At 73.3% G+C, this 23,275-nt stretch carries 24 protein-coding genes; 10 read left to right on the forward strand and 14 right to left on the reverse strand.

From position 1 onward, the window contains the following. Positions 1-16: 16 nt before the first annotated feature. The 5 genes from ACOOHC_RS04065 to ACOOHC_RS04085 form a co-directional block, all read right to left on the reverse strand. Complete coding sequence (locus ACOOHC_RS04065; RefSeq protein WP_420452738.1) at positions 17-487, reverse strand: SixA phosphatase family protein; 471 nt, start codon at positions 485-487, stop codon at positions 17-19. 6 nt (positions 488-493) lie between these two features. Then, a complete protein-coding gene (locus ACOOHC_RS04070) occupies positions 494-1,372 on the reverse strand; it encodes a DUF4328 domain-containing protein (protein WP_420452739.1) in 879 nt (292 codons plus the stop codon). Positions 1,373-1,417: 45 nt separating this feature from the next. Further along, positions 1,418-3,172, reverse strand: a complete 1,755-nt coding sequence (locus tag ACOOHC_RS04075; RefSeq protein ID WP_420452740.1) for a DNA polymerase — start codon at positions 3,170-3,172, stop codon at positions 1,418-1,420. A 76-nt stretch (positions 3,173-3,248) separates the two neighbouring features. Continuing rightward, positions 3,249-3,554 (reverse strand): metallopeptidase family protein, encoded by a 306-nt coding sequence (locus ACOOHC_RS04080; RefSeq protein ID WP_420453852.1) that lies wholly within the window; start codon positions 3,552-3,554, stop codon positions 3,249-3,251. Between the two features lie 107 nt (positions 3,555-3,661). Further along, on the reverse strand, positions 3,662-4,498 hold the full coding sequence (locus ACOOHC_RS04085) for an SDR family oxidoreductase (protein WP_420452741.1): 837 nt from the start codon (positions 4,496-4,498) through the stop codon (positions 3,662-3,664). A gap of 127 nt (positions 4,499-4,625) precedes the next feature. On the opposite strand from ACOOHC_RS04085, the gene ACOOHC_RS04090 reads away from it, so the two are divergent. Further along, complete coding sequence (locus ACOOHC_RS04090) at positions 4,626-4,925, forward strand: DUF6458 family protein (RefSeq protein ID WP_420452742.1); 300 nt, start codon at positions 4,626-4,628, stop codon at positions 4,923-4,925. A gap of 96 nt (positions 4,926-5,021) precedes the next feature. On the opposite strand, the gene ACOOHC_RS04095 is transcribed toward ACOOHC_RS04090, so the two are convergent. Next, complete coding sequence (locus ACOOHC_RS04095; RefSeq protein ID WP_420452743.1) at positions 5,022-6,179, reverse strand: Mrp/NBP35 family ATP-binding protein; 1,158 nt, start codon at positions 6,177-6,179, stop codon at positions 5,022-5,024. A gap of 103 nt (positions 6,180-6,282) precedes the next feature. Here ACOOHC_RS04095 and ACOOHC_RS04100 point away from each other — a divergent pair, with 103 nt between their 5' ends. Genes ACOOHC_RS04100 through ACOOHC_RS04115 form a run of 4 tightly spaced genes read left to right on the forward strand, consistent with a single transcriptional unit; the run spans position 6,283 to position 10,247 of the window. Beyond that, on the forward strand, positions 6,283-6,516 hold the full coding sequence (locus tag ACOOHC_RS04100; protein WP_420452744.1) for a DUF3107 domain-containing protein: 234 nt from the start codon (positions 6,283-6,285) through the stop codon (positions 6,514-6,516). Between the two features lie 58 nt (positions 6,517-6,574). Further along, entirely contained in the window at positions 6,575-7,522 is a 948-nt protein-coding gene (locus ACOOHC_RS04105) for an ArsA family ATPase (RefSeq protein ID WP_420452745.1), read from the forward strand. Next, a complete protein-coding gene (locus ACOOHC_RS04110; RefSeq protein ID WP_420452746.1) occupies positions 7,522-8,730 on the forward strand; it encodes an ArsA family ATPase in 1,209 nt (402 codons plus the stop codon). Before ACOOHC_RS04105 ends, ACOOHC_RS04110 begins: the two co-directional genes overlap by 1 nt. Beyond that, positions 8,730-10,247, forward strand: coding sequence for a sensor histidine kinase (locus tag ACOOHC_RS04115; protein ID WP_420452747.1), 1,518 nt, complete (start codon positions 8,730-8,732; stop codon positions 10,245-10,247). The genes ACOOHC_RS04110 and ACOOHC_RS04115 overlap by 1 nt, the downstream gene beginning before the upstream one ends. Positions 10,248-10,317: 70 nt before the next feature. On the opposite strand, the gene ACOOHC_RS04120 is transcribed toward ACOOHC_RS04115, so the two are convergent. Beyond that, complete coding sequence (locus ACOOHC_RS04120; RefSeq protein ID WP_420452748.1) at positions 10,318-10,623, reverse strand: WhiB family transcriptional regulator; 306 nt, start codon at positions 10,621-10,623, stop codon at positions 10,318-10,320. Positions 10,624-10,858: 235 nt separating this feature from the next. Here ACOOHC_RS04120 and ACOOHC_RS04125 point away from each other — a divergent pair, with 235 nt between their 5' ends. Then, positions 10,859-11,572 (forward strand): glycerophosphodiester phosphodiesterase, encoded by a 714-nt coding sequence (locus tag ACOOHC_RS04125; protein WP_420452749.1) that lies wholly within the window; start codon positions 10,859-10,861, stop codon positions 11,570-11,572. Here ACOOHC_RS04125 and ACOOHC_RS04130 read toward each other — a convergent pair. The 3 genes from ACOOHC_RS04130 to ACOOHC_RS04140 all read right to left on the reverse strand — a co-directional run bounded on the left by ACOOHC_RS04130 (position 11,523) and on the right by ACOOHC_RS04140 (position 14,591). Then, positions 11,523-12,461, reverse strand: a complete 939-nt coding sequence (locus ACOOHC_RS04130; RefSeq protein WP_420453853.1) for a diacylglycerol/lipid kinase family protein — start codon at positions 12,459-12,461, stop codon at positions 11,523-11,525. The two genes, ACOOHC_RS04125 and ACOOHC_RS04130, sit on opposite strands and share 50 nt — an antisense overlap. Positions 12,462-12,524: 63 nt before the next feature. Further along, positions 12,525-13,757, reverse strand: coding sequence for a citrate/2-methylcitrate synthase (locus ACOOHC_RS04135; protein ID WP_420452750.1), 1,233 nt, complete (start codon positions 13,755-13,757; stop codon positions 12,525-12,527). A 90-nt stretch (positions 13,758-13,847) separates the two neighbouring features. Continuing rightward, entirely contained in the window at positions 13,848-14,591 is a 744-nt protein-coding gene (locus ACOOHC_RS04140; RefSeq protein ID WP_420452751.1) for an SCO6745 family protein, read from the reverse strand. A 173-nt stretch (positions 14,592-14,764) separates the two neighbouring features. Between ACOOHC_RS04140 and gatC the strand changes: the two genes are divergently transcribed. The 3 genes from gatC to gatB all read left to right on the forward strand — a co-directional run bounded on the left by gatC (position 14,765) and on the right by gatB (position 17,987). Further along, entirely contained in the window at positions 14,765-15,067 is a 303-nt protein-coding gene (gatC, locus tag ACOOHC_RS04145) for an Asp-tRNA(Asn)/Glu-tRNA(Gln) amidotransferase subunit GatC (RefSeq protein WP_420452752.1), read from the forward strand. Then, positions 15,064-16,512 (forward strand): Asp-tRNA(Asn)/Glu-tRNA(Gln) amidotransferase subunit GatA, encoded by a 1,449-nt coding sequence (gatA, locus tag ACOOHC_RS04150; protein ID WP_420452753.1) that lies wholly within the window; start codon positions 15,064-15,066, stop codon positions 16,510-16,512. Before gatC ends, gatA begins: the two co-directional genes overlap by 4 nt. A 77-nt stretch (positions 16,513-16,589) precedes the next feature. Then, positions 16,590-17,987: an Asp-tRNA(Asn)/Glu-tRNA(Gln) amidotransferase subunit GatB gene (gene gatB / locus ACOOHC_RS04155; protein WP_420453854.1), complete on the forward strand. Its 1,398-nt coding sequence runs from the start codon at positions 16,590-16,592 to the stop codon at positions 17,985-17,987. A gap of 28 nt (positions 17,988-18,015) precedes the next feature. Here the strand turns inward: gatB and ACOOHC_RS04160 are convergent, their stop codons facing one another. The 3 genes from ACOOHC_RS04160 to ACOOHC_RS04170 form a co-directional block, all read right to left on the reverse strand. Further along, a complete protein-coding gene (locus ACOOHC_RS04160) occupies positions 18,016-18,852 on the reverse strand; it encodes a lysophospholipase (RefSeq protein ID WP_420452754.1) in 837 nt (278 codons plus the stop codon). Positions 18,853-19,042: 190 nt separating this feature from the next. Beyond that, positions 19,043-20,221 (reverse strand): cation:proton antiporter, encoded by a 1,179-nt coding sequence (locus ACOOHC_RS04165; protein WP_420452755.1) that lies wholly within the window; start codon positions 20,219-20,221, stop codon positions 19,043-19,045. A 12-nt stretch (positions 20,222-20,233) separates the two neighbouring features. Next, a complete protein-coding gene (locus ACOOHC_RS04170) occupies positions 20,234-20,719 on the reverse strand; it encodes a cation:proton antiporter regulatory subunit (protein WP_420452756.1) in 486 nt (161 codons plus the stop codon). Between the two features lie 129 nt (positions 20,720-20,848). On the opposite strand from ACOOHC_RS04170, the gene ilvD reads away from it, so the two are divergent. Further along, positions 20,849-22,561, forward strand: a complete 1,713-nt coding sequence (ilvD, locus tag ACOOHC_RS04175) for a dihydroxy-acid dehydratase (RefSeq protein WP_420452757.1) — start codon at positions 20,849-20,851, stop codon at positions 22,559-22,561. Between the two features lie 45 nt (positions 22,562-22,606). Here the strand turns inward: ilvD and ACOOHC_RS04180 are convergent, their stop codons facing one another. Next, positions 22,607-23,242: a Type 1 glutamine amidotransferase-like domain-containing protein gene (locus ACOOHC_RS04180; protein ID WP_420452758.1), complete on the reverse strand. Its 636-nt coding sequence runs from the start codon at positions 23,240-23,242 to the stop codon at positions 22,607-22,609. Between the last annotated feature and the right edge of the window lie 33 nt (positions 23,243-23,275).

Here is a 23,275-nt window from a genome sequence, read left to right on the forward strand (position 1 = left end):
GGTCACGTCGTGAGCGTCACAGAGGCGGCGGCCACACCTTGCCGCGGGTGATCCGGCCGCGCTTGCGGCGGAGCACCCACGTGCTGGACTTGCCCCAGTCCGCCGGGGTGTCGACGGTCATCCCCCGCCGGTGGAGCGCCTGGACGACCGCGGGGACGATGTCGCCGTGCGTGCACAGGACGGACCCGTCGGGGACCTCGGCGAGCAGGTCGAGGACCGGTTCGAACGGCTCGTGCTCCAGCAGCCGGGGCTCCACCCGGACCGGCTGGCCGATCAGCTCCGCCAGGGGTTCCAACGTCTGCACGCAGCGCACGTAGCGGCTCGAGTAGAGCGTGGTCGCTCCCTTCCGCGCCAGCCGCTCGGCGACCGCCCGGGACTGCTTCCACCCCTTCTTGCTCAACGGCCGGTCGATGTCGTCGCCGTTCCAGAGGCGACGCTCGCCGGCCTTGGCGTGGCGAACGAGGTAGACGGTGTCGACGCGACCCACGAGCCCTCAGCTCTCCCCGGTGAGCTCGGTGTGCCGAGCGGTGAGGCGGCGGACCAGGAGGACCCACGCGAGCGCGGCGAGCGCCGTGGCCGCTCCGTCGACGACCGTCAGCGACGAGGTCGACGTCACCGCTTCGGCTCGCTCGAGCGAGGAGCGATCGGGCTCGAGGGTGGCCTCGAGCACCGAGGAGAGGGTGGCGACGGTGATGATCGCCGGCACGACGCCGTAGAGGACGAACCAGGCGTGGGCGAGCGGGGTGGCGCGTCCCGCACGCCACCGCTGCGAGCCGAGTCCGATCGCGGGGTCGCTCGCCTTCCACATCTCGCGGACGACCAGGAGGGGCACGAGGAACCCGAACGGCGGGAGCATCCACCCGAAGACGCTGAACGAGGGGTGCCAGGTGGTTCGCCGCCCGAGCGAGCGCAGGTTGGTCGCGACTCGGAACATCCACACGACGGTCAGCACGGCGGCGGCGAGACCGATGACCCCCGCGGCTGCCGACACGAGTTGGGCCGAGGCGAACAGGTCGTCGAAGGCAGCGGCCTCGACCCGTCCGGCGAGGAGGTCGGCGGCGCGCACGTCGACCGCGATCCGCACCACCGTCGAGACCACCGAGGCCACCCCGGCCGCGGCGACGAGCCGGACGGTCCACCGCGCGGCCGGACCGATGCGCGCGGTCGAGCGCTCCCCGGCGACGCCGGTGTCGTACGCGGTGTACTCGGCCGGTGCGGCGGGCTCCGGCGGTGGCGGTGGCGGCGGCGACGACGTCGGCTGCGAGGACGTCGGCTGCGGCGACGACGGCTGCGGCGACGACGGCTGCGGCGACGACGGCGCAGGCGATCGCGGGGCCGATGGCGACGGGGGCGGGAGCGCTCCGTCGGTCATGGACGACGAAGATACCCGCCGAGCCCCGGGACCTCCGAACGGCCGTCAGCCGACCTCCGACCAGCGGTCGACGACGCTCACGTCGGCCACGAACCGCACCTCGACGGGTGCCGGGGGGCACCACCGGCGGCCCGCCTCGTGGAGGCACTCGACGACCAGGCCGGCCACGACGTCGGCGTCGTCGCGCGGGGTGTGGACGATCAGCTCGTCGTGGAGGCACAGCACGATCCGCGCCCCTCCCGGCGCCAGTCGGTTGCGCACCAGCGCCGCCCAGGTCTTGAAGAACTCGGCCGCCGCCCCCTGCACGACGGCGTTGCGCCCGTAGCGACCGCGCGCCGCCGCTCGCGATCGCTCGGCCCCGTCGCCCGCCGAGCCGTCGAGGGCGCCGGACATCGGGATCCGGCGACCGCCGTGGGTGCGCAGGTCGTTGCCGCCCTGCGCGGCGACATCGGCCGCGCGGAGGTGGCCCATCGCGACGGCGTAGCTGCGCTCCAGCGCGCGCAGCGCCTCGGCGCCGCGACCGGTCGTCGCCCCGTACATCGCGCCGAGCACGGCGAGCTTGGCGACCTCGCGCCCGACGCGCAGCCGATCGGCGACGGGGGCGTACATGTCGAGCGCGTGCGTCGCCTCGGCGAGGGCGGCGTCGCCCGACACCGCCGCGAGGATCCGTGGCTCGATCTGGCCGAGGTCGGCGCGCACGAGGACGTGGCCCGCCTCGGCCGCGATCGCCGGCCGCAGCTCGGCCGGCATGTTGTGCAGCCCGGCGGTGGCGGTCATCCTCCCGGCCGCCCCGTCGGCGGGCGCCCACCGGCCCCGGAGCCGTCCGTCGACGCCGACGTGGTCGTCGATCCACGGGTAGCCGAAGGTCGTGCGGAACCGCTCGGCGCGGCGCCACTCGATCAGGGCGCCGACGACCGGGTGGGCGTCGCGGACCTGCTCGAGTCGCCACGCTCGGGTGTCGGGCACCTCGACGCCGACGCGCCGCAGCAGCGAGCGGACCCGTTCGGGGCTGCGCAGGTCGTCGTCCGCGCCGGCGGGGAGGTGGTCGAGGACCCGGCGGTCGAGTTCGGCGAGCCGGGCGCGCTCGTCGTCGGGTCCCGTCGGGCGATCGCCGACGAACCCCGACACGATCCCCTCCGCCGCGCCGCGGTCGAAGGGCAGCCCGTCGTGCTCGAGCTCGGCGCACAGCGCCACGGTCGCCGATTCCGACCGTGCGGTGAGCAGTCGGTGCGCGGCATCGCCGCCGGCCGCCGCCCACCGCACGGGCCCGGTCTCGGGGTCGCCGGTCGCGCCGCGCGCGAGCAGGTCGCGCTGGCGGGCGGCCGCCGCACCGGCGAGCCGCGCCCACTCCAGCATCGCGTCGCTCGTCGCGGCCCACGCGCCCTGCGCCCACTCGGCGCGCAGGTGGCCGTCGGCGCGCAGCGGGCCCGCCCGGTCGTCGGTGTCGGCGACGCTGAACAGATCGAGCGGCTCGACGCGGGGTGCGGAGTCGGGGTCGAGGCCCACGGCGTGCGCCCACGCCCGCCCCGGCCCGCCGCGGGTCCCGCCCTCGATCAGCCGGTGCACCGCGCAGACGTCCCAGCACCTGGCGGGTCGCACGCCGGCGCTCACGAAGGTGCGCGCCGTGTCCTGCGACCACCACACCCACCTCGGAGCGCAGGTGCGCTCGAGCTCACCGATCGTCGCGCCGGCACCGGCGGCGTCGACGAAGCGGCCGTCACCGCCGTCGATCACGATCGCCGCCCCGAGGTCGTGGCGCCAGGCGACCGCGACCTCCCCGACCGGGCCCGGTGCGCTCACCGCCGCTCCGGTGGTCGCGCGATCCGCCCCCGGGCGCGTGCCGGCCGTCGGCTGGCGCAGCCGACGGTCCGGCGGGTCATCCCCACCCGAGCTCGTGGAGCCGGTCGTCGTCGATGCCCGCGGCGTGGGCGATCTCGTGGATGACGGTCACGTGGACCTCGTCGGCGAGGTCGTCGAGGTCGTCGCACATGTCGCACAGCGCGGCGCGGTAGATCGACACCACGTCGGGCCCCTCGTGCCCGGTGCGCTCCGTGTGGGGGACCCCCTCGTAGAGACCGAGCAGGGTCGGGTCGTCGCGGTGGCGGTCGCGCACCTGCACCACGACGTTGTCGAGGACGTGGAGCAGCTCGTCGGGGAGGTCGTCGAGCGCGTCGGACACCATCGCATCGAACCGGTACTTCGGGACCAACTCCACCCTCGTGACGCTACGACGCCGGGGCCGTCGCGACGTGGCCGCGTCGGGACGCGGGCGGCCGTGGGGGACCGCGCTCAGGTGCGCGGCGCGAGGGCGTCTCCGGGGAGGGGGCCCCCGGGGTGCAGCGCCGCCTGGAAGCGACGCATCCCCGCGAGCCAGCGGTCGCGATCGGTCGCCTTGCGCTCGACGTAGGTCGCGACCTGGGGGTGGGGGAGCACGAGGAACCGCTCGTCGCGCATCGCGTCGAGGCACAGCCGGGCGACGTCGGCGGGCTCGAGCACGCCGTCGCCGCTCGCGACCCCGCCACCGTCGTCGAACGACGCGTCGTCGCGCTCGTCGGGGCTGTTGGCGAGGATGTTGGTGCGCACCGCCTGGGGGCAGAGCACCGACACCCGGATGCCCTGGTGGTGGTGGGACACGGCGATCCACTCGGCGAGCGAGATCGCGGCGGCCTTGGTCATCGAGTAGGTCATCGAGCCGATCTGGGTGAGCAGGCCGGCGGCGGACGCGGTGTTCAGCAGGTACCCCTCGCCGCGGGCGATCATCGACGGCAGGACGGCGCGAGCGGCGTACACGTGGGCCATGCAGTGGACCTCCCACATCGCCTGGATCGAGTCGTTCGCGTCCTCGAGGCCGGCGGCGGTGACGTAGCCGGCGTTCGACACGAAGGCGTCGATCGGGCCGTGGTCGTCCTCGATGCCCTCGACGAGCGCGACGATCGCCGCCTCGTCGCGCACGTCGACGGCGTGGGCGCTGGCGCCGATGTCGGCGGCGACCCGCCGGGCCTCGTCGCCGTGCAGGTCGACCACGGCGACGTGGCGCGCCCCGGCGTCGACGGCGGCGCGGCACAGAGCCTCACCGATCCCCGAGCCTCCTCCGGTCACCACGACGACTCGATCGCTCAGCTCCACGAGGGGGTTGTACCAGGCGTCGTGCGGACCGCACGATCCGGGCCGCACGGTCGGGGCGAGACGGCGGCACCTCCCCCGTTCGGGGGTTTCGACTCGTGGGGGCTCACGTCCCGTGCACGATCGACCGATGAGGAAGGTCAAGGACCGGAGCGGTCCCGCAACCACTGGAGAGAAGCCCATGCTCGTCGTCCTCGGAATCGTCCTCCTCGTCGGAGGTGCCATCGTCAGCTTCGGCATCGACGCCGCCCTCGAGGGCGTCGACCTCTACGCGATCGGCATGATCATGATCGCCGGCGGGGTGATCTCGCTGGCCGCCGCGGCCATCAAGGGCGCCAGCTTCATGTCGATGAGCAACCGCAAGACGCGCAGCGAGCGCCACGTCTCGCCCGACGGCCAGCACGTCGTCGAGGAGTCCGAGATCCGCTGATCCGCGCGCCCCGCCCCGGCGACCCGTGCGCACCCGGTGCCCGGCACGGGATCTTGCGGCGCCCGCGCCGGATGCCCACCGGCGGGTGGATCAGGATCAGATGACCTTCAGGGCGTCGGAGTAGACCTTCTTCGGCTTCAGGTCGACCGCGATCCGGCGGGCGATGTCGTCGAAGGCCTGCCCGAGCTCGGAGGTGGGATCCACGGCCGCGATCGGCCGTCCGTCGTCACCGCCCTCGCGCAGCGCGGTCACGAGGGGGAGCCGCCCGAGCAGCGGCACGTCGAGCTCGTCCGCGAGCTCCTGGCCGCCGCCGGAGCCGAAGATCTCGTAGCGCGTGCCGTCGTCTCCGGTGAACCACGACATGTTCTCGATCACGCCGCGCACCGGGAGGTTGACCTTCTCGGCCATCTTCGCCGACATCGCCGCGACCTTCTGCGCCGCCGGCTGCGGCGTCGTGACGACGAACACCTCGCCGCGCGGCAGGTACTGGGCCAGCGAGAGCGCGATGTCACCGGTGCCCGGGGGCATGTCGATCAGCAGGAAGTCGGGGTCGTCCCAGAAGACGTCGGTGAGGAACTGCTCGAGGGCCTTGTGCAGCATCGGGCCGCGCCAGATGACCGCCTCGCCCTGGGGCACGAAGTAGCCGATCGAGATGCAGCGGACCCCCCACTGCTCGGGGGGGACGAGCATCTCGTCGATCACGACGGGGTCGCGATCGGTGCCGAGCATGCGCGGGATCGAGTAGCCGTAGATGTCGGCGTCGACGACGCCGACGGAGTGTCCCTGCGCGGCGAGCGCCACGGCGAGGTTGGTCGTCACCGACGACTTCCCGACGCCGCCCTTGCCCGAGGAGATCAGCAGGGGGCGGGTCTTCGACCCGGTCTTGGCGAACGGGATCTCGCGCCCCTCGGCGTGGCCGTGGGCCTGGCCGGATCCGGCGCTGGCGGCACCGCCGTCGCCGTGGAGCTGCTTGCGCAGATCCTCGCGCTCCTGGTCCGTCATCACGGTGAACTCCAGGTCGATCGACTCGACGCCGTCGAGCTCGGTCGCGGCGTCGCTGACGCGACGTTGGATCTCGTTCTTCAACGGGCACCCGGGGACCGTCAGCGCGATCAGCACCCCGACGACGCCGTCGTCGCGGATCTGGACGGCGCGCAGCATGTTCAGGTCGACGATCGAGCGGTGGAGCTCGGGATCCTCGACGGGGCGGAGCGCATCGATCACCTGCTCCTCGGTCACGGGGGTCTTGGCCATGGGACCAGTGTGGCGATCGCGACCCGCGATCCCCACGTGCCGTGCGCCCGGCGCCCGGCGGACGCCGTCTCCGGACGTGCGACGTGGCGCTAGCCTCGCGACGGTGGACGTACGCATCGCAGTCACCCAGGCAAATCGCGAGATCAACATCGAGCTCGCCGACGACGCCGACCGCGACGACCTCAAGTCACGGGTCGAGGCGGCCCTGGCCGGTGCGACCGACGTGCTGACGGTCATCGACAAGCGGGGCAACGAGGTGTTCGTGCCGTCGGCGAAGATCGCCTACGTCGAGCTCGGGTCCCAGGAGGGGAACCGCTCGATCGGCTTCGGCGGCTGACCGGGGGCCGCACCCCGCCCCGTCCGCGCCCCGACCTCGGTCCCCGCCTCCGAACACGATGACCGCTCTGCTCGACCTCGACCTTCTGTTCGTGACCGGCAAGGGCGGTGTCGGCAAGACGACCGTCGCCGCGGCGATCGCCGAGGTGGCCGCCCGGTCGGGCCGCGAGGTGCTGGTCTGCGAGATGGACGCCAAGGGCGCGCTCGCCACGGCGTTCGAGGTGTCCGACCTGCGCTTCGAGCCGACGGAGGTCGAGCCCGGTCTCCACGCGATGTCGATGAGCACCGAGGACTCGCTGCGCGAGTACCTGCGGCTGTTCGTGAAGATCCCGTTCATCGGCCGCATCGGGCCGCTCGCGTCGACGTTCGACTTCGTCGCCGACGCCGCTCCCGGCGTGAAGGAGATCCTGGCGGTCGGCAAGCTCTGCTGGGAGGTGCACGAGCGCCACTACGACCTCGTCGTCGTCGACGCCGAGGCGACGGGGCACGTCGTGAGCCAGATCGGGGCGCCGAAGGTCATCGCCGACCTGGTGCAGGTCGGTCTCGTCCGCGACCAGACCCAGTGGATGCTCGACATCCTCGAGGATCCCGACCGCACCGGGGTGGCCGTCGTGACCACCCCCGAGGAGATGCCGGTCACCGAGTCGATCGAGCTGCTCGGGCGGCTGACGGCGGAGACCGGCACCCACCCGGTGGCCGTCGTCGCGAACCGGGTCCTGCCGGCGATGTTCGACCGCAGCGAGCAGCCGGTCGCGGAGGCGATCGCCGGGTCGGTCGACGTGCTCGTCGACCTCCTCGGTCCGGGTGCCGAGGCCGTCGTCGAGGCCGCGACGATCGTCGAGTCCCGCCGGACCATCGGCGCCGGCCACCTCGACCGCCTGCGCTCGGCGCTCGAGGAGATGTCGCTCGACGTCGACGTGGTCACCGTCGCGGAGATGTTCTCTCGTGCGCACGGCCGCCGGGTCGTGTCGCTCGTCGCCGACGGCCTCGACGAGGAGCTGACCTGATGGCCGAGCGAGCGTCGCTCGACGCCCTGCTCGCGAGCCGCGAGATGATCCTCGTCGCAGGTTCCGGAGGGGTCGGCAAGACGACGGTCGCGGCCGCGCTCGGCCTGGCTGCCGTCCAGCGCCAGGCGGGGCGGGTGCTCGTCCTCACCGTCGACCCGGCCCGCCGGCTCGCCACGGCGCTCGGCCTCGAGGCGATGGGGAACACCCCGGTGCGGATCGACGCGGACGCCCTGGACGGCGCCGGCCTCGACGTGCGCGGGGAGCTGCACGTGGCGATGCTCGACACGAAGGCCGGGTGGGACGAGCTGATCCGCCGCCACGCCCCCGACCGCGCCACGCGCGACGCGGTGCTCGCCAACCCCCTCTACCAGAACATCACCAGTCGGTTCGTCCGCAGCCACGACTACCTCGCGATGGAGCAGCTGCACGACCTCCACGCGACCGGGGACTACGACCTGGTGATCGTCGACACCCCTCCGTCGCGCAACGCGCTGACGATCCTCGACGCCCCCGGGCGCATGGCCGACTTCTTCGGGAGCCGGCTGCTGCGCTGGCTCACGGTGCCCTACCGCTCGCGGCTGTTCACCTTCGCTTCGAAGCCCTTCTACCAGGTGGCCGATCGGGTGCTCGGGTCGCGCTTCCTGCAGGACATCGCCGACTTCTTCGTCCTCTTCCAGGCGATGGAGAAGGGGTTCGTGAAGCGTGCGACCGAGGTCGAGGAGCTGCTCGTCGACCCGCGCACGGCGTTCGTCGTGGTCTCGACCCTCGAGGCCGCCCCGGCCCACGAAGCGGTCTACCTCGCCGAGTCGCTGGCCGAGCGGCGCATGTCGATCGGCGCGATCGTCGCCAACCGGGTGCTCCCCGCGGCCACGGCGTCGGCCGGGGCCGTGGCCGCGGCCGAGGCGATGGCGGCGGGGGTCGGCGCGGACTCCGACGGCGAGCTCGCCGCGGCCCTCGCCGACGCCCTCCCCGACGACGTCGGAGCCGATCGCGACCTGGTCGACCGGGTGCTCTCCTCCATGGCGGTGAGATTCGACGACCTCGCGATGGTCGCGGCGCGCGAGGAGGTGCGGCGCGGTGAGCTCGCGTCGCTCGCGACGACGACCGTCGCGGTGCCGTGGCTCGCCGGAGACATCCACGACCTCGCCGGCCTCGGGGTCCTCGCGCGCCACCTCCGGGGGTCGGTCGATCGGGCAGACTCGCGGTGATGGCGTCGCTGCTCGAACTCTCCCGGACCCACTCGTCGCTCGACGTCGAGGACATCGACCACCTGCAGCGCCTGACGGCCGAGTGGGCGTTCCTCGCCGACCTCTGCTTCGCCGATCTGCTGCTCCACGTCCGCTCCGACGACGGGCGCTGGATGATCGTCGACCAGGTCCGCCCGGCGACGAACCAGACGATGTACGCGATCGACTTCGTCGGGACCTGGGCGACGCAGGCCGAGGACCTGATGACCCGTGCCGCCGACGAGGGTCGCTCCGTCGAGGGTGACATCACCCTCCGGGTGGACGTGTCCGGCGCCGACGACCGCACCGCCCGGGTCCTCGCCGTCCCCGTGCGCCACGGAGATCGGGTGATCGCGGTGCTCACCAAGGAGTGGGTCGTGCGCGCCGGGCGCAACCTCGGTGAGCTGGAGCGGAACTACTCGCGCATCTTCGATCAGTTCGCGCACATGATCTCCTCCGGCACCTTCCCGTTCCCGGGGCAGGTCGCCGACTCGAGCGCGGCGCCCCGCGTCGGCGACGGCGTGATGATGCTCGACGTCGACGCGACGGTCACCTACGTGTCACCCAACGCGAACTCGGCGCTGCACCGGGTCGGCATCCAGGCCAACCCGGTCGGCATGCGACTCGCCGAGCTGGGGTTCCACGACGGTCCCGCCCGGCAGGCCTTCGAGCGCGGGGAGCCGGTCGTCGAGGAGTTCGAGCAGGGGGCGGACGTCACCCTCCTCGCCCGCTGCGTGCCGCTCGTGCGCAGCCGCGACGGCGATGCCCACGTGGTCGGTGGCCTGCTGCTCATCCGCGACGTCACCGACCTGCGCAAGCGCGACCGCCTGCTGCTGTCGAAGGACGCGACGATCCGAGAGATCCACCACCGGGTGAAGAACAACCTGCAGACGATCTCGTCGCTGCTGCGCCTCCAGGCGCGCCGGCTCGAGAGCGCCGAGGCCAAGGCGGCGGTCAGCGAGTCCGTCCGGCGGATCCGCACGATCGCCCTGGTCCACGAGTCGCTGTCGCGCGAGCCCGGCGACGACATCGCGTTCATCGAGATCGTCCGGCCGCTGCTGCGCCTCGCCGAGGAGGGGCTCCAGTCGCCCGACCGGCCCGTTCGCTTCTCGGTGCGCGGCTCGGGAGGTCGGGTCCCGGCGCACGCCGCGACCCCGCTGTCGGTCGTGCTCACCGAGCTGCTCCAGAACGCCGTCGACCACGGCTTCCCCGAGGGATCCGGCGGCGGTGACATCGCGGTGGTGCTCGCCCACGACGGTTCGTCGCTGACCCTGCGGGTCATCGACGACGGACGGGGGATCGAGCCCGGCTTCGACCTCGATCAGGCTCCCGGGCTCGGGCTGTCGATCGTGCGGACCCTCGTCACCACCGAGCTCGACGGCTCGATCGAGATGAGCCCGGCCACCTCCTCGGACCTGGCCGCGGTCGGCCTCGGCGACGACTCGGCTCGTCCGCGGGGCACCCGGGTCGAGCTGCGCGTCCCGTCGGCGGCGATCTGAGCCGTCGGCCTCGACCGGCGATCCGCCTAGTCGACGCGTCGGCCGTGGCCGCTCCGCTCGGGGTCGGGCGTCAGGCGGTGGCGCGGCGGGCGGCGCGGGCCTCGGCGACGCGCCGGCGCCGGATGACGCGTCGCTCCTCCTCGGTCAGCCCGCCCCAGATGCCGGAATCCTGGTTGGTGTCGAGCGCGAAGCCGAGGCACTCCTGGGCCACGGTGCACTGCCCGCAGGTGTCCTTGGCGTGATCGATCTGCACCAGCGCGTTGCCCGTCGTCCCGACCGGGAAGAACAGCGCCGGATCGGTGTCTCGGCACACGGCGTCGTCGCGCCAGTCGTAGTCGGCGGCTCCGAGAGCCAGGCTGGACGCAAGGATCGACACGTTCGGGTTCCCCTCGTGGGTGCTCGGGCCGAGCAGGCGCGAACCCCCTCGGCGATCGGTGCTTCTGCGCGGAACCGTTGATGTGCCCCCCGCCGGGCGAGAAAGTAGGCGCAGAGCGCTCCGCGCCGCAAGGGGGCGATCTGTGACGTCTGTCCTTCGTGGAGCGTCCCGCCGGGCACCGATGGCGCCGGCGTGGATCCGTCGGCCGGCGTCGACCTCCTGCGAGACTCCCCGGATGCTCGTGATCGCGCATCGAGGCACCGCCCACGAGTGCCGCGAGAACAGCCCGGAGGCCTTCGCCGCAGCGGACGCGGCGGGGGCGGACGCGGTCGAGCTCGACGTCCGCCTGGTGGACCCGGGCGCGCCGCGCCTCGTCGTCGCGCACGACCCCGTGGAGGCGAGCGATCCGCGCACCAGCGGGCTCGACGAGGTGCTCGAGGCGTGCGGCGACCGGATGCTCGTCAACATCGAGATCAAGAACTCGCCGTGGGACGGAGGTCACGACGCCTCGATGGCGGTGGTCGAGCCGACCGTCGAGGCCGCCCGTCGCCATGGCGAGCCGTCGCGGTTCGTGGTGTCGTCGTTCTCGCCCGAGACCGTGGCACGGTGCCGTGACGTCGCACCCGACATCGCCACGGCGCTCCTCGTCGAGCGCCCGGACGCACGGGCGATCGCCGCCGCTGTCGCCGTGGGGCACCACGCGCTGCACCCGTTCCACGGAGCCACCGACCTCGGTGCCGTCGCGGCGTGCCACGCCGAGGGGCTCGCGGTCAACGTGTGGACCTGCGACGATCCGGAGCGACTCGTCGAGTTCGCCTCGATGGGCGTCGACGGCGCGTGCACCGACGCCGTCGACGTCGCGCTGTCGGCCCTCGGCCGCGGGGGCGCTGCCCCCGAGGTCAGCCCGCGCTGGGGAACACGAGCCGGACCGCGTCGGGCACGTGGGTGAACTCGAGGCGGTCGGTGCTCCCGAGGGCGTCGCCGTCGAGCTGGTAGGGGAACGGCTCGTCGTGGGCGACGACGAGGTGCTCGACGTCGGTGCGCACGTCGAGGTGGGGAGCCGGACGCACCCCGCCGCCACGCAGCGCCCCGGCCAGCGAGGCCACGAGCGCTCTCGCACGCAGCGTCGTGAAGGTGATCGCCACGAGGCGCTGGTCGAGCTCCGCGTGGGGTGACAGGTCGAGCGGGCGGTTGCCGAGGTAGGTGTACGGGTTGGTGTTCAGCACGATCGTGAAGTAGCCGTCGTCGAGGTGCCCGCCATCGCCGGAGACCGAGAAGTGCGGGCGGGTCCGGTCGTAGCCGCGAGCCCAGGTCGACAGCGCCGAGGAGATGAACAGGGGGTGGCCGAGCCAGCGCTTCAGCGAGCCGTGCCGCTCGACCGCCTGCACGACCGCGGCGTCGAACCCCACGCCGGCGTGGAAGCAGAAGTAGCGGCCGTTCACCTGACCGAGGCCGATCGATCGGAAGTCGCGGGCGTCGATCCCCGCGACGAGCCGCTCGACCGCGACCACCGGGTCGTTGGGCAGCCCGATGGTGCGGGCGAAGACGTTCGTCGATCCGCCGGGGAGGACCCCGAGCGCGGTGTCGCTGCCGGCGATCCCGGTCGCGACCTCGTTGAGCGTCCCGTCACCGCCGTACCCGATGACGACGTCGAGGCCGCGTCGGGCTGCGTCGTGGGCGAAGCGCGTGGCGTGCCCGCGCCGGTTCGTCTCGACGATCTCGACGTCGTGGCGGCGCGGTGACGACGAACCGTCGAGCACGCCCTCGCCGAGGCGCCGGTGGACGACGACGGTGTTGCGCGCCGTCACCGACGACGCGAACGAGTTGACGATCAGCATGATCCTCACGTCGAGACCGTATCGGAGCCGCCGCCCGGGGGACCCGGAGCCGGCGAGCCGCCCTCAGTGGGCCATGCCCCGGAAGCGCAGGGGCCGTTCGTCGAGCTCCTCGATGCGGTGCGCGGTCCACCCGGCGATGCGCGCGATCGCGAACAGGGGAGCGGTCGGGGGCATCCCGCCGACGTGGATCAGGGCGCCGAGCGCGAGGTCGACGTTCGGGCTGGCGGCCACGATCGACCCCGAGGCGGCGAGCACCTCCTCGACCACCTCCAGCCGGCCGTCGCGGTCGGGGAGGGCGCGCACCCGTTCGAGCAGCGGAGCGACGCGGGGATCGCGCCGCTGGTAGATCGCGTGCCCGAACCCGGGGGTCGTCCCGCCCCGATCGCGCCGGCGCTCGAGGGCGGCGTCCGCGCCGTCGCGACCCGCTTCGGCGAGCAGGTCCACCACGTCGCGCGAGGCGGAGCCGTGGAGCCGACCCTGCACGGTCGCGAGGCCGGCGATCAGCGAGGCGGCCGCCGAGGAGCGCACCGACGTCGCCACGCGCACCGCCAGGGTGCTGGTGGCGAGCTCGTGGTCGGCGAGCAGGACGAGGGCCGCGTCGATCGCCCGGACGAGCTCGGCGTCGGGGTCGGTGTCGGGGTCGCACGACCACCGGCGGGCGAGGCCGAGCGCGATCGTGCTCCCCGGCGCCCCGGTTCCGCCGGCGGCCGTGGCGAGGAGCGCGCGGGTCAGCGCGATCGTCGAACCGCGCTCGGAGCGATCGGATCCGTCGGGGTGGTGGGTCCGTTCGTCCTCGAGCGACTCGGCCAGCCGCGTCGCGAGGCGGATCACGCTCATCAGCGTCGGGGTCCGGGCGCCCGGCTCGCCGCGATCGCCGCCGTGCTCGCCCGCGACCGCGGAGGGCGTGAGCGCGGCCCAGCGGACCGGGCCGGCCGGCAGCGTCGCCGACCACAGCAGCTCGGCGACGCGCTCGAAGCCGGCATCGAGCAGGTCCTCGACCGCGATCCCCCGGTACAGCAGGCCGGTCTCGTCGAGGCGCGTCACGGAGGTGGAGATGCGCACGTCGATCGAGGGCGGGGGAGGCGTCGGTCGGCTCGACCGTGCCGCCATCGCCTCGATCTCGTCGAGGTCGAACAGCGACGTCCGCCCGTCGGCCCCGAGCGAGCGCGACACCTTCCCGCGGCTCACGTAGGTGTAGAGCGTCGCCGGCGTGACACCGAGACGACGGGCGGCTTCGGGGGCTCTCAGGTGGGTCGCCACGACCACGAGCGTCGCAGCGTCGGGCGCGTCGATCAACGTCGATCCGTCGACATCGTCCCGTCGAGCTGCCGACGCGCCGCGGCCACGGTCGACGGCACCCGCCGCGGCGCCGCCGCCCGAGGGCGATCAGCCGGACGCGCCGTCCCCGAGGCGAGCGTGCATCGACCGGGTGCCCGAGATCAGGGCGTCGGCGCGGACGTCGTCGAGGGTGGCGAACGCGCCCACCAGCATGGTGTCGGTCACCTCCTCGGCGCTCGCCATGCGCTCGTCGGCGTCGGAGGGCAGCGACGGCGGCTCCGACCACCCGAAGAGCGCCACGTCGTCGGGCCGCTTGATCGAGTGGGCCTGCGCATCGGTCAGCCCGCTGGCGAGCACCGCGACGAGGTGGGCGCTGCCGCGCAGCTCGCGCAGCACGGCGGCCTTCTGGGCGGCGCAGGCGGCCGGGTCGTCGGTCGCGCAGCGCAGCGTCGAGATCCCGGCGAACAGGGGTCGCCCCGCCAGGTCCGCGTGCGCGATCACCTCGTCGGCGGCGTCCACGTAGGCGTCGAGCCCGTCGAGGTCGGCGAAGCGCTCCGACCCGCGTCGACCGCACTCGTCGAAGTACGCCTGGGCCGCCGTGGCCGGGTCGACGATCGCCCGGGCCTTGTCCCACTGGGCCTGGATCAGGTTCGGCTCGAAGTAGCCGAACGCCGAGGTGACGACGGCGGCGGGCACGTCGCCGAGCGCCCCGCCACGGCCGAGGATGTAGAACTTGAAGCCGTCGAGGCCGATCTCCCTGCCCGCCGCGACCGTGGCGGGGTCGAAGTAGAAGGAGGCGCCGATGTCACCGGTCGGCGCGGCGATGGCGGAGAGGGTCTCGCGTGGGTCCATGCCCCATCGTCCCAGGACGCCTGCGGGCGGATCGAACCCGTGGGCCGCGGTCGGGTCCGCGATCGAGGTGGGCCGCGCCCGTGCCGGCGCACGACCCGCGCGAGCCGCCGGTCGGGCGGTGCCGCACCGGGCACCGCCGGACGCGTCGCCGGCCAGCGGTATCCTCGGTCGCCGTGCCCGACCAGATCTCCGCCGCCGACGTCGCCAAGGTGGCCCGCCTCGCCCGACTCGAGCTGACCCCCGAGGAGCTCTCGACCGCCTCGCGCGAGCTGGGCGCGATGCTCGAGCACTTCGCCGACATCGACGCCCTCGACCTCGACGGCGTCGAGCCGATGAGCAACCCGAGCGACCTGGTGAACGTCATGCGCGACGACGTCGTCGGCGAGACGCTCGATCGTGCCGAGGTGCTCGCAGCCGCACCCGTGGCCGAGGACGACCGGTTCCGCGTCCCGCCGATCCTCGGACTCGACGGATGAGCGACGCGAACGACCCAGGGCACGGCGGCGAGACGGCGGCGAGCATCGCCTCCGACGTGCGCGCCGGGGTCGTCGACGCGCTCGACGTCGTCGAGCGGCACCTGGCGCGCATCGCCGAGCGCGACGACGAGATCCACGCGTTCAACCTGGTGCTCGCCGACGAGGCGCGCCGGCGGGCGAGCGAGCTCGACGAGCTGCGCGCGAGCGGCGTCGACCCGGGCCCGCTCGCCGGCGTCCCGGTCGCGCTGAAGGACAACGTGTGCACCCGGGGGATCCCCACGACGTGTTCGTCGCGGATCCTCGGCGACTGGCGCCCGCCCTACGACGCGACGGTCGTCATCCGCCTGCACGACGCCGGGGCCGTGGTCGTCGGCAAGACCAACCTCGACGAGTTCGCGATGGGCTCGAGCACCGAGAACTCGGCGTTCGGGCCGACGCGCAACCCCCACGACACGACCCGCGTCCCGGGAGGGTCGTCGGGAGGCTCCGCCGCCGCCGTCGCCGCCGGGTTCGCCCCGATCGCGCTCGGTTCCGACACCGGGGGGTCGATCCGCCAACCGGCGGCGCTGTGCGGCACGGTCGGGGTCAAGCCCACCTACGGCCTCGTCAGCCGGCTCGGTCTCGTCGCGTTCGGTTCGAGCCTCGATCAGATCGGGCCCTTCGCGCGCACCGTTGCGGACGCCGCGCTCGCCCTGCAGGCCATCTCGGGCCACGACCCGGGTGACTCGACCAGCATCGAGCGGCCCCCGTTCGACGTCGGCGGCCGCCTCGACGTGGGGGTCGCCGGGACGCGGGTCGGACGGATCACCGACCTGCCCGCCGGGGCGTCGCCCGACGTCCAGTCCCGACTCGACGAGGCGTTCGACGTGCTCGCCGTGAACGGGGCCGAGATCGTCGACGTCGAGGTCCCCGCCTTCGGCTACGGGCTGACCGCCTACTACCTCATCGCGCCGGCCGAGGCGTCGAGCAACCTGGCGCGCTTCGACGGCGTCCGCTTCGGCAACCGGGTGAGCGCCCCCGACACCGATCGGATGTACGTGGCGACGCGCACCGACGGGTTCGGCGACGAGGTGAAGCGGCGGATCGTGCTCGGGACGTACGCGCTCTCGGCGGGCTACTACGACGCCTACTACGGGCGCGCCCAGAGGGTGCGCCGCCTGATCGCGAACGACTTCGCCGCCGCCTACGCGAGCTGCGACGTCCTGCTGACCCCGGCGTCGCCGACGGTCGCCTTCGCGGTCGGCGACAAGGCGGCCGACCCGCTCGCGATGTACCTCTGCGACACGTACACGATCCCGTCCAACCTGTCGGGCGACCCGGCGATGAGCGTCCCGTTCGGGACGGGTGACGCCGGGCTCCCCGTCGGGGTGCAGATCCTCGCCCCGGCGCTGGAGGAGGCACGGATGTTCGCGGTGGCCGCCGAGCTCGAGAGGAGCGCGCCGTGACGGTCGCCTACGTCAACGACGACGACTTCCACCCGTCCAACGCCGACCACGAGCGCTGGACCCACGACGGCTGGGAGATGGTCGTCGGGCTCGAGGTCCACGTGGAGCTCGCGACCGCGACGAAGCTCTTCTCGGCCTCGCCGAACCGCTTCGGCGACGCACCGAACACGAACATCGACCCCGTCACGCTCGGGCTCCCCGGGGCGCTCCCGGTGCTCAACCGCCACGCCGTCGAGCTGGCGATGCGGCTCGGCCTCGCGCTCGAGTGTCGCGTGCAGCGCTCGATGTTCGCGCGCAAGAACTACTTCTACCCCGACATGCCCAAGGCGTACCAGATCTCCCAGTACGACCAGCCGATCAACGCCGACGGCTGGCTCGACCTCCCCGACGGGTTCCGGGTCGGCATCGAGCGCGCCCACCTCGAGGAGGACACCGGGAAGTCGACCCACGTCGGAGGAGCGGGGGGCCGCATCCACGGCTCCGAGCACTCCCTGATCGACTTCAACCGGGCGGGGGTGCCGCTGGTCGAGATCGTCAGCCGGCCCGACATCCGTCACCCCGACCAGGCCCGCGCCTACGTCACCGAGCTGCGCGCGATCCTCGTCGCCGTCGGCGCCTCCGATGCGAAGATGGAGGAGGGGTCGATGCGCGTCGACGCGAACGTCAGCGTGCGCCGCCCCGGCGGCGACTTCCGGACGCGCTGCGAGATCAAGAACGTCAACTCGGTCCGCTCGCTCGGCCGCGCCATCGACTACGAGGCGCGACGCCAGATCTCGCTCCACGAGGCCGGCGACGAGGTCGTCCAGCAGACGCGCCACTGGGACGAGGACGACGGGCGCACGCACACCCTCCGGTCGAAGGAGGACGCCGACGACTACCGCTACTTCCCCGAGCCCGACCTCGTCGTCGTCGACCCGGACCCGGCGTGGATCGAGCGGGTCCGCGCCGCGCTCCCGATCCTGCCGGCCGCCCGGCGCGCCCGCCTCGCCGAGGCGTCGGGCCAGCGCCCGGACTCCGAGGTGGTCATGCTCCTCGTCGAGCGTGACGTCGACGACCACGTCCTCGACGTCGGCGCGCACGGCGGCGACGTCGCCCTCGCGATGAAGCACGTCAAGGAGGCGCCCGAGGCGAGCGCGGTCGTCCCCGCGGCGCGCCTGGCACGCCTGACCTCGATGGAGGCCGCCGGCGAGCTGACCGCGACGCAGGCCAAGACCGTGCTCGACGCGATGGTCGCCGGCGAGCTCGAGCGCGACCCGGACGCGATCGCGGCCGACCGGGGCTTCGAGGCGATGAAGTCCACCGAGCTCGAGTCGATGGTCGACGACGCGATCGCGTCGAACCCGGACGCGTGGGAGAAGTACCGCGCGGGGGAGGACAAGGCGATGGGAGCGCTCGTCGGCGCGGTGATGAAGGCGTCGCGCGGACAGGCCGACGGCAAGGCCGTGACGGCGCTGCTGCGCTCTCGCCGGACCTGATCGACTCGAGCCCCCGTCGCCGGAGCGCTCAGCGACCGCGCGTCGCCGTGCCCAGGTGGAGCTCGAGCCAGTCGACGATCTCCGCGATGACATCGTCGCGCTCGGGTTCGTTCAGGCACTCGTGGCGCAACCCGTCCCACACGCGCCGCGTCACCACGTCGAGCTCGCCGAGCGCGCCGGATGCCTCGGGCGGGACGAGGGCGTCGTCGGAGCCGTGGAGCACGTAGGTCGGCACGTCGATCCGATCGAGGGAACCGGCGACGGACCCCATCGTGCGCAGGATCTCCCGCCCGAGCCGGGCGCTCGACGACGGGACGCGCAGCGGATCGGCCTCGTAGGCGGTCTGGACCCGGGGGTCGCGCGAGAGCAGCGCGCCGTCGAAGTCGGCGGGGACGGAGAGGCGCGGGAGCAGGGTCCCGAGCGTGGGGGCGAGCGCCCGCTGCCACGCCGGGATGCGCGCGGCGAGAGCGGGAGCGCTGAGGACGGCGAGATCGGGCTGCGGTCGCTCCCCGGTGAGGTGGGCGGCGACGACCAGGCCGCCCATCGAGTGGCCCATCAGCACGGTCGGGTGGCCGAGCTCGCGACGCTCGACGATCAGGGCGTCGACGTCGTCGACCAGGTCGTCGAAGGAGTCCACGTGCCCGCGGTCGCCGCCGCTGCGCCCGAAGCCGCGCTGGTCGTGGGCGACGACGTCGATCCCCGCTGCGGCGAACCCCGAGCCGACGTGCTCGTAGCGTCCGCTGTGCTCGCCGATCCCGTGGACGATCAGCATCGCGGCACGGGGCTCGCCGATCGGGCTCCAGCGACGGCGGAGCTGCTGGACGCCGTCGCGCGTCCGGCTGATGTGCTCGGTCGACGTGATCATCGTGACGAACCTAGTGACGGCGGGGACGACCGAGGAAGGAGGGCGCCGCCGACCACCACCTCGACATCGCCCGGTCGTGCGGGCACGTGAGCATCGTGCTGACGTCGCACGGGTCGGTGGGATGACGCAGGCCACATCGACCGCGCACGCAGCGGGGGGGGTCGCGGGCGGGGCGGCTCGAGACCCCTCGTCAGGCGGTGGCGCTCGCCGCCGGGAGGGGGATGCGGTCCGCGAAGCGAGCGGCGACCGGGCCGGCGATCGCCGTGACCAGGACGTAGCCGGCGGCGAGCGCACCCAGCTCGGGACCGTCGGCGAGATCGACGCCGAGGGCCGCGATGACGATCGAGAACTCGCCGCGCGCCATCAGCGCCGTGCCCACCCGGACGCGACCGCGCCGCCCCGCGCCGATCCGGGCGCCGGCGAACCACCCGGTCGCGAACTTGCAGGCCATCGTGACCACGGCCAGGGCGATCGCCGGGAGGGCGGAGGCGAACAGGTCGGCGGGGTCGATCTGGAACGAGAAGAAGACGAAGAAGGTGGCTGCGAACAGGTCCTGCAGGGGGCTGACGAGCCGCTCGGTGCGCTCGGCGACCGGGCCCGACAGGGCGATGCCGACGAGGAACGCGCCGATCGCCCCCGAGACCTCGAGCGACTGGGCGACGCCGGCGACGAGCAGGGTCACGCCGAACACCCCGAGCAGCAGCGACTCGTCCGAGCCGCGCCCGAGCACGGAGGTCAGCACCCCGCCGAAGCGCAGGGCGGCGTACAGGATGACCACCACCGTGACGAGGGCGATCGCGACGCTCGTGGAGATCTCCGCGGCCGTCCCCCCGACGATCAGCGCCGCGACGACGGGGAGGTAGACGGCCATCGCGAGGTCCTCGATGACGAGGAGGTTGAGGATCGCGGGCGTCTCGCGGTTGGCGAGGCGACCGAGGTCGGCGAGGACCTTGGAGATGATCCCGCTGGAGGAGATCCACGTGACCCCTCCGAGCAGCACCGCCGCCAGCGGCTCCCACCCGAGGAGCAGCCCGAGCACCACCCCGGGGGTGGCGTTCGCGAGCATGTCGACGAGACCCGGCGGCACCCCGGTCCGCAGCCCGCTGCGCAGCTCGGACTCGGAGTACTCGAGGCCGAGCGAGAACAGCAGCAGCAGCACCCCGATCTCGGCGCCGAGCGAGATGAACTCCTCGCTGACGTCGATCTCCGCGATCCCGCCGTCACCGAACGCGAGTCCCGCCACCAGGTACAGCGGGACGGCGGTCAGCCCGATGCGACCGGCCACGCGCGAGAGCAGCGCCAGGCCGAGCACGACCGCGCCGATCTCGATGAAGGCGAGCGCCGCCTCGGAGCTGCCGGCGGCGAGCACGGTGGTCGGTCCTCAGCTCGGAGCGACGAGGTCGCGCATCCGCGCCAGGCCGTCGATGGTGCCGACGCACACGACGACGTCGCCGCCGCGCAGGGCGAGGTCGGGCTCGGGAGCCGGGATCGCGGTGTCGTCGCGGATGACCGCGACGACCGACACCCCGGTGCGCGTGCGGAAGGCGCCGTCGCCGATGGTGCGACCGGTGACCGACGACGCGGGGTCGATCCGGAGCCACTCGATCGCGAGCCCCTCGAGCTCCTGCTGCACGGCGTCGACCGCTGCGTTCACCTGGCTCGTGCCGAGCAGCTCGGCGACCGTGCGCGTGTCGGTCGCGCTGAAGCTGACCTGCATCGCGCACCGGTCCGGATCGTCCGCGGCGTAGACGAATACGTCGCGACGCCCGTCGCGGTGCACCAGCACCCCCACCTCGCGTCCGTCCTCGGTCGTGAAGTCGTGCTTCACGCCCACCCCCGGCAGCTTCGTCTCCCTCACGACGGCCATCGACCCAGTCTGCCGGGGACGGCGCGGTCGCGCACCACGCCGGCGCGCGGCGCGGTCGCCGTGGTCGCGGCGGGTGGCGGCGCGGATCGCACCGGAACGCACCGGTGGGTCGCCACTACGGTGTCGCCCATGCCCAGCGACGACCAGACCGACACCCCCGTCGACGTGAAGCCCCGCTCGCGCGACGTGACCGACGGGATGCAGAAGGCGCCGTCGCGGGCGATGCTGCGCGCGATCGGGATGGGCGACGACGACTGGGGCAAGCCCCAGGTCGCGATCGCGTCGTCGTGGAACGAGGTCACCCCGTGCAACATGACGCTGCGCAAGCTCGCGCAGCACGCGAAGTCCGGCGTCAACGAGGCCGGCGGGTTCGGGATGGAGTTCGGCACGATCACGGTGTCCGACGGCATCTCGATGGGGCACGAGGGGATGCGCGCCTCGCTCGTGTCGCGCGAGGTGATCACCGACTCGGTCGAGACCGTGATGCACGCCGAGCGCCTGGACGGCTTCGTCGGGCTCGCGGGCTGCGACAAGTCGATCCCCGCGATGCTGATGGCGGCGGTCCGCCTCGACCTCGCCTCGATCTTCGTCTACAACGGCTCGATCATGCCCGGTGAGCACGACGGACGCGCCCTCGACATCACCTCGGTGTTCGAGGCGGTCGGCGCCCACGCGGCCGGCACCATCGACGACGACGAGCTGCACGCGATCGAGGTGAAGGCGTGCCCGGGCGAGGGTGCGTGCAGCGGGATGTTCACCGCGAACACGATGAGCTCGATCGCCGAGGCGATCGGGATGAGCCTGCCGGGCTCGGCGTCGCCGCCCGCGATCGACCCGCGGCGCGAGGCCGACGCTCGCCGAGCCGGCGAGGCCGTCGTCGAGATGCTGCGCATCGGGCTGACCGCACGCCAGATCATGACCAAGCCGGCGTTCGAGAACGCGATCGCGCTCACCTCGGCCCTCGGCGGATCGACGAACGCGGTGCTGCACCTGCTCGCGATCGCCAACGAGGCCGGGGTCGCGCTCGACCTCGACGACTTCAACCGCATCGCCGATCGGGTCCCGCACATCGCCGACATGACCCCGGGCGGGAAGTTCCACATGAGCGACCTCGATCGGGTCGGGGGCGTCCCGATGGTGCTCAAGCACCTCCTCGACCACGGGATGCTCGACGGCGACTGCATGACGGTGACCGGGCGCACGATGGCCGACAACCTGTCGCAGCTCGATCTCCCCGAGCCCGACGGCGTGGTCGTCCACCCGATCGACGCCCCGATCCACGACGAGGGGGGGATCAACGTGCTCACCGGGTCGCTCGCTCCTCTCGGGGCGGTGGTCAAGGTGGCCGGGCTCGGGCCCGACCAGATGCACTTCGAGGGTCCCGCCCGGGTGTTCGACGACGAGACGTTCGCGATGGACGCGATCCTCGCCGGCGAGATCCGCTCCGGCGACGTGATCGTGATCCGCTACGAGGGCCCGAAGGGAGGTCCGGGGATGCGTGAGATGCTCGCGATCACCGGGGCGCTGAAGGGCGCCGGGCGCGGCGGCGACTGCGCGCTGATCACCGACGGCCGCTTCTCGGGGGGCACGTGGGGGTTCTGCATCGGCCACGTGGCGCCCGAGGCCGTGGACGGCGGCCCGATCGCGTTCGTGCGCGACGGCGACGCGATCCTGATCGACGTGAGGTCCAAGACCCTCGACCTGCTGGTCGACGACGACGAGCTGCAGCGGCGGCGCCAGGGGTGGCAGCCGAACCCGCCGCGCTACACCACCGGGGTGCTCGGCAAGTACGCGCGCCTCGTCCAGGGCGCCGAGACCGGAGCGATCACGAACACCCTCTGAGCACCTCGCGAGTCAGCGCGGCTCGGTCGTGCTCGGTCGTCCGCCTCAGTCGTCTCGCTCGATCGCTCGCCACCGGCCGCCGGCCCGGATCGACGGGGTGCCCCGCCCCACCGCGACGCAGCTCGTCCCGTCGATCACCACCCCGCCGCACTCGGGGAGCCCCCAGGCGATCGTCGACGAGTCCCCGCCCGCCCCCGATCCCGGCGACCAGTGCGGGAGGGCCATCCCCTCGACCAGCCCGAGCGCCTCGACGACCTCGCCGTCGCGATCGGGACGTGCCATCCGCTGGCAGAGCACCATCGCCCCGGCCGAGGCGCCCGAGATCGCGGCTCCCTCGTGCTGCAGGTGGGTGAGGCGGGCCCTCAGCTCACCGGTCAGCACGGCGAGCAGGCTCGACGGCGAACCACCCGGGAGCACGACGAGCCCGATGTCGTCGGCGAGCGCGGCCACGGCCGCACCCACGTCGTCGCGCGGGTCGGGGACGATCGACACCGACGCCCCGAGCGCCTCGTAGTGGCGGCGGGCCCGCTCGGACGCCTGCGCGTAGTCGGATCCCACCCGGGCCGCTCCGGCGAGCACGGCCACCCGGCGAGCGCGCGACCGATGCAGCACGTAGCGGTCCATGTCCTCGCACTCCGACGTGAGCTCGCGCCCACCCTGCAGGCACAGGAGACCAGCCATGCGTCCATGATCCCACGGATGACCCGGGGAGAC

It is taken from the genome of Ilumatobacter sp. (assembly GCF_965215205.1).
Taxonomy (GTDB): Bacteria; Actinomycetota; Acidimicrobiia; order Acidimicrobiales; family Ilumatobacteraceae; genus Ilumatobacter_A.